This window comes from Nonomuraea antri, from assembly GCF_013283785.1.
Lineage (GTDB): Bacteria > Actinomycetota > Actinomycetes > Streptosporangiales > Streptosporangiaceae > Nonomuraea > Nonomuraea antri.
This window is the reverse complement of record NZ_JABCPZ010000145.1, coordinates 22,014-28,013: the sequence shown is the minus strand read 5'-3', so window position 1 is coordinate 28,013 and position 6,000 is coordinate 22,014. Positions and strand designations below refer to the sequence as shown.

Annotated in this window: 5 protein-coding genes and 1 pseudogene; 3 read left to right on the top strand and 3 right to left on the bottom strand. The window is 69.3% G+C overall.

Annotated elements, in window-relative coordinates; translation table 11 throughout:
- Positions 1–389 (bottom strand): annotated as a pseudogene (locus HII36_RS35685) (hypothetical protein); the annotation flags it as partial.
- A gap of 183 nt (positions 390–572) precedes the next feature.
- On the opposite strand from HII36_RS35685, the gene purF reads away from it, so the two are divergent.
- Together purF and purM are read left to right on the top strand one after the other, a co-directional pair.
- The gene (gene purF / locus HII36_RS35680; RefSeq protein ID WP_173527726.1) at positions 573–2,009 is read left to right on the top strand and encodes an amidophosphoribosyltransferase; all 1,437 of its coding nucleotides are present in this window, start codon (positions 573–575) and stop codon (positions 2,007–2,009) included.
- Entirely contained in the window at positions 2,006–3,031 is a 1,026-nt protein-coding gene (gene purM, locus HII36_RS35675) for a phosphoribosylformylglycinamidine cyclo-ligase (protein ID WP_328808030.1), read from the top strand. Before purF ends, purM begins: the two co-directional genes overlap by 4 nt.
- A gap of 249 nt (positions 3,032–3,280) precedes the next feature.
- On the opposite strand, the gene HII36_RS35670 is transcribed toward purM, so the two are convergent.
- Positions 3,281–3,514 carry a DUF3073 domain-containing protein gene (locus tag HII36_RS35670; RefSeq protein WP_173527725.1) on the bottom strand — a complete coding sequence of 78 codons (234 nt, stop codon included), beginning with the start codon at positions 3,512–3,514 and terminating at the stop codon, positions 3,281–3,283.
- 151 nt (positions 3,515–3,665) lie between these two features.
- Complete coding sequence (locus HII36_RS35665) at positions 3,666–4,745, bottom strand: Glu/Leu/Phe/Val family dehydrogenase (protein WP_173527724.1); 1,080 nt, start codon at positions 4,743–4,745, stop codon at positions 3,666–3,668.
- Between the two features lie 107 nt (positions 4,746–4,852).
- Between HII36_RS35665 and HII36_RS35660 the strand changes: the two genes are divergently transcribed.
- Entirely contained in the window at positions 4,853–5,719 is an 867-nt protein-coding gene (locus HII36_RS35660) for a hypothetical protein (protein ID WP_173527723.1), read from the top strand.
- The last annotated feature ends 281 nt before the right edge of the window (positions 5,720–6,000 follow it).

The window sequence follows — 6,000 nt, the reverse complement described above, 5'->3', positions numbered from 1 at the left end:
GTCTCGGGTCGCGGGGTCTCGGGGTTCTCCGCCGGTCGCGGGCCCTCGGGGGTCTCCGCCGGGCTCGGGGTCTCCGGTGAGGTGGGCAGGTCGGGGTGCGACGGCTGCCCGCCCGGCCTGGGCTCGTGCGTGGGCGGCACGTCCGGCTTGGGCACCACGGGCGGCGCCGGTGCGATCGGCTCCTCGCCGCCCGGCGGGCCGAATTCAGGCCGATCCGACCCGGGCGGGCGCTCGGCGGGCTCGTCCGTGCCCTCGCCCGGCCTGGTCGTGCCCTCGCCCCACCATTCGGGCGTGTGCTGCGGCGGCGCCTTCTTCGGCGCGCCGTCCTCCTCGCGCGTCTCACGGGCGTCACGCGGGCGGGGCTCGTTCGGGTCCTCAGGTGTGGTCACGTCTGCGTCTCCCGAGGGTCTGCATTCCGGATACTTCACCCTTTCGCGTAAGACGACGTTGAAACCACGCGACACGGTAAGAGGGCGCTCATCCTTGGGTCACCATGCCCCAAAGCCGTCCATGTGACGTCACTCCCGACCCGGGTGTGCGAGCACGGAGGCCGTCAACCTAGACTGAGGCATGTGCTGAAGGGCGACGGCCGGCTCGGCCATGACCTGGACCCCCACGACCGCGCACCTAAAGACGCCTGTGGCGTCTTCGGCGTATGGGCGCCAGGCGAGGAAGTTTCCAAACTCACCTACTACGGGCTGTACGCGTTGCAGCACCGCGGCCAGGAGTCCGCGGGCATCGCGGTCAGCGAGGGCAGCCGCATCCTCGTCTACAAGGACATGGGGCTGGTCGCCCAGGTCTTCGACGAGTCCGTGCTCGGCACCCTGCGCGGCCACCTGGCCGTCGGGCACTGCCGCTACTCCACGACCGGATCCAGCGTGTGGGAGAACGCTCAGCCCACGCTGAGCTCCACCGAGGTGGGCGGTCTGGCGCTGGCGCACAACGGCAACCTGATCAACACCCCCGAGCTGGCCCAGCGCCTGGCTCCCGGCTCCACCAGGGCCACCACCGACACCGAGGTCCTGACCACGCTGCTCGCGCAGGATCGCACCCGCTCCATCGAAGACTCGGCCGCCGAGCTGCTGCCGCAGGTCAAGGGCGCGTACTCGCTGGTGTTCATGGACGAGAAGACCCTCTACGCGGCCCGCGACCCGCAGGGCATCCGCCCGCTGGTGCTCGGCCGCCTGGAGCGCGGCTGGGTGGTCGCCTCCGAGACGGCCGCGCTCGACATCGTCGGCGCCACGTTCGTGCGCGAGATCGAGCCGGGCGAGATGCTCACCATCGACGAGCGCGGCGTGCGTTCGCGCCGCTTCGCGCTGGCCGAGCCCAAGGGCTGCCTGTTCGAGTACGTCTACCTGGCCCGCCCCGACACCACGATCGCCGGGCGTGGCGTCCAGGTGACCCGCGTCGAGGTCGGCCGCGTGCTGGCCCGCGAGCACCCGGTCGAGGCCGACCTGGTCATCCCCACGCCCGAGTCGGGCACCCCGGCCGCCGTCGGATACGCCCAGGAGAGCGGCATCCCGTACGGCCAGGGCCTGGTCAAGAACTCCTACGTGGGCCGGACCTTCATCCAGCCGTCCCAGACCATCCGCCAGCTCGGCATCAGGCTGAAGCTCAACCCGCTGCGCGAGGTCGTCGAGGGCAAGCGCCTGGTCGTGGTCGACGACTCGATCGTGCGCGGCAACACCCAGCGCGCGATCGTGCGGATGTTGCGCGAGGCCGGGGCCCGCGAGGTGCACGTGCGCATCTCCTCGCCGCCGGTGGCCTGGCCCTGCTTCTACGGCATCGACTTCGCCACCAGGGCCGAGCTGATCGCCGGCTCGCTGACGGTGGAGGAGATCCGGGCCTCGCTCGGCGCCGACTCGCTCGGCTACATCTCGCTCGAAGGGCTCACCAAGGCCACCACGATCCCGGCCGAGCGGCTCTGCCGGGCGTGTTTCACGGGCGAGTACCCGATCGAGATCGACCAGGACAACGTGGGCAAGTTCGTATTGGAGAGCAAGGCGTGAGTTCGTACGAGGCGGCCGGGGTCGACATCGAGGCCGGTGAGCGTGCCGTCGCGCTGATGAAGGACAAGGTGGCGCGGGCGCGCAGGCCCGAGGTGGTCGACGACGCCAGCGGCTTCGCCGGCCTGTTCGACGCCTCCGCGCTGCTGCGCTACCGGCGTCCGCTGCTGGCCAGCTCGACCGACGGCGTCGGCACCAAGGTCATGATCGCTCAGCAGTACGGCAAGCACGACACGATCGGCATCGACCTGGTCGGCATGGTCCTCGACGACCTGGTCGTGTGCGGCGCCGAGCCGCTGTTCATGACCGACTACATCGCCTGCGGCAAGGTGCTGCCCGAGCGCATCGCCGAGATCGTCGGCGGCGTCGCGGAGGGCTGCCGCCTGGCCGGGGCCGCGCTGGTGGGCGGCGAGACGGCCGAGCACCCCGGCGCGATGGGCCCCGACGAGTACGACCTGGCGGGCGCGGGCACCGGCGTGGTCGAGGCCGAGGCCATGCTGGGCGCGGACCGGGTGCGCGCGGGCGACGCGGTGCTCGGGCTGGCCTCGTCCGGCGTGCACTCCAACGGCTACTCGCTGGTGCGCCACGTGCTGCGCGGCGCCGGGCTCTCGCTCGACGCCGAACTGCCCGAGCTGGGCCGGCCGCTGGGTGAGGAACTGCTGGAGCCCACCCGTATCTACTCGCTCGACTGCCTGGCGCTGGCCAGGTCGGTCGAGGTGCACGCGTACGCGCACATCACCGGCGGCGGCATCGCGGGCAACGTGTCCCGCTCGCTGCCCGGCCACCTCGACGCGCTGCTCGACCGCTCCTCCTGGACGCCCCAGCCGATCTTCGAGGTGCTGGCCGGGCACGGCGGCATCGCCCAGCCTGACCTGGACAAGACGTTCAACCTGGGCGTGGGCATGGTCGCGATCGTCCCCGCAGACGCGGCCGACGCCTCGATCAGGCTGCTCGGCGAGCGCGGGCTCGACTCCTGGGTGATGGGCGAGGTCGTGCCGGGATCGGGTCAGGCCCGCTACCGCTGACACCGGGCCAGGGGTGGTGCTCACTGCAGCCGGACGGCGCCACCCCTGAGCACACGGCATGGCTGAACGGACCCGCGGCCGCGGGTCCATGCGCGGAAGACGCCCGGCCACGCGTGCGCCCAGGCCCGATCGCCAACGGCCGACCGGGCCCGAGCGTGACGAAAGCCCCACGGTTGCCCGTGGGGCCCGACGAGTGTGGGCGAGAGTCCGGCGGCGCCGAACTCTCGGCCACGTCAACCAGAAGGACGGCTAGCGGCGACCGGACGTACGGTGATCATCGTCGTCGTCTCCGGCACCGTAGTCATCGGCGTAATCGGCATAGCGATCCGCCAGCTCATCGTTGAGGTCGTCGGCGTCGTCATTGCGGCTGGGGTCTCCGACCCCGAGTTCGTCGCGAAGACGGTCAAGATCCGTGCCACCGCTGTTGTACTTCAGCTGGCGAGCAACCTTGACCTGCTTGGCCTTTGCTCGGCCGCGCCCCATTGGCTCGACCCCCTCGTGTGGGGTCGTCCCCGACCCCTCGTCGCTAACGCACCACACACTGACGCCGCCTGACTTCGGGCGTCAGCCTATCGTTCGCCTATTACCGTACCTGTTTTGTGCCCAGCTCGGTACGTCGTATGGGCGTGGGGCGTCAGTGGCCCAGCCAAATGGCCCTAATACGCCCGACTTCCGACATTCTGCGCTCGGCTAGCCTATCGGCTGCGACGGCCGGAGGTACGCCTTCGTCCGCGGCGATCCCGAAGATCTTCAGAGTCGTGTCGTAGATCTGGGCCGCCTTGGACCTGGCTCTTTCCATGTTGAACCCGTCGATCTCGTCGGCGACCTGGATGACGCCGCCGGAGTTCACCACGTAGTCGGGCGCGTAGAGGATGTTGCGCTCGGCGAGTTGCTTCTCCACCCCGGGGTGGGCGAGCTGGTTGTTCGCCGCGCCGCAGACGATCTTCGCCTTCAGCGCGGGCACCGAGTCGTCGTCGAGCGCCCCGCCCAGTGCGCAGGGGGCGAAGACGTCGATGTCGGCTGATTTCAGTGCCTGGGCGTCGGCGACCACGTCCACCTCGGGGTGCCTGGTACGCACCCGTTCGACGGCCTTGGCGTTGACGTCGCAGATCACCACCTCGGCGCCGTCCTCGCGGAGCAGGTCGACCAGGCGGTGGCCGACCTTGCCGACGCCTTCGACGCCGACCCGCCTGCCGTGCAGCGACGGGGTGCCGTACACGCGCTCGGCCGAGGCGCGCATGCCCTGGAAGACGCCGAACGCGGTGAGGATGGAGGAATCCCCGGCGCCGCCGTGGGCGAGAGTGCGGCCCGTCACGAAGCGTGACTCGCGGGCCACGATGTCCATGTCCTCGCTGTAGGTGCCCACGTCGCAGGCGGTGATGTAGCGGCCGCCGAGCGACTGCACGAACCTGCCGTAGGCCCGCAGCAGGGCCTCGTTCTTGTCCTGCGCGGGATCGCCGATGATGACGGCCTTGCCGCCACCCAGGTCGAGGCCGGCCAGCGCATTCTTGTACGCCATGCCCTTGGCGAGGTTGAGCACGTCGGCCAGGGCCGCCTGCTCGCTCTCGTACGGGTAGAACCGAGTGCCACCCAGCGCCGGCCCGAGCGCCGTATTGTGGATGGCGATGATGGCTCGCAGGCCGCTCTGCTCGTCGGCGCAGAACACGACCTGCTCATGGACGTCCTTGTGAGACGAACTGAAGACGTCGGTCACGGTAGTGACTCCCTGTCCCGGTCCGCCGCCCCTTCGCGGCGGAGATCACTCCCAGAGTAGTGAGCCACAACGGTGCATGCAGGTTGTCTTCGTGACACGATGCCTCCGTGCTGCCGTATGCCGCCTACCTCCGCGTCTATGAGCCACTGACCGCGTTCCCCGAGTCCGAGCGCAAAGTGTGGGCCGAATATGCCGACTCGCGCGACCGTCCACGACGGGCCACCGCGCTGAACGCCGAGCACGGCGAGTCGGTCATGCGCCTGCTCGGCACTCCACCGCACCCGGTCCCCGCCCAGGAGAGCCCCAACGCCTATCTGCGGCGCGTGGAGGACCGGCTGTACGTCTGCCCCTGGCAGAGCCGGTTGCGCTCGTGGCTGGCGTTCTCACGGCTGCGTGGCGCCACACCGGTGAAACTCATGGATCTCCTCGTGCCCAAGACCATCGCGGAGCAGACCGCCGACGACTTCGACAAGTTCAAGCGTTCCGCCGGTTCCTCCGGCCTGCGCACGCACATTCGCACCACGGCGTGGCACGTCCCGCCTTCGTGGTTCGTGCCGTTTGATGGGAACGAGCGCTGGCTGGTGCTCGGCTCAGCCACTCCAGGACAGGACGTGACCACCACGACCGGACGCAACCTCATCTACGTCACCTCCATGGCCCAGGCCAGGAGGCGGGCGGCCCGCGCGCTGCAGGTGCTGCGCAGGCATCTGGGCGAGGAGGTGTCGGCCGACTTCGACGTCGAGGACGTGGCCAGGTGGCTGGAGGAGTTCCACCCGCACTCGCTGGTCGAGCTCGACTACGGCGGTCTGGTGCACCTCATGGACGACGACGCGCTGCAGGCCGACCAGTCGGTCGCGGAGCTCGCGGCGGCTCTCACGGGCCTGGACACGGGTCAAGAAGAACTTGCCTACGCCATGTACCAGAGGGTCATCCTTCGCTGGAAGTCAATGCAACTTCTGGAATCTGCCAACTGAGCCCCATAACAACCGTCTGACCTGCATGAGTAGGTCACGTCTCGCGGCGGCTCTCTTCTGCGAACTGAGTAGTTTGCCGTTTTCACTGCGATACCACGAACCGTGTCGCTAGAATCACCGAGCGTGACATCGCCATGGGGGCGGGCAGTTGGGTCAAAGAAGGGCTCGCCAATCGCTCTGCGTGGCGGTATGGTCACATCGGGTGATGCCGCATATGGCTCAGAAAAGCCGCACGCTCTGCGCCATAGGGGGACATCCGTGACACGCGCAAAGGCAGTCAC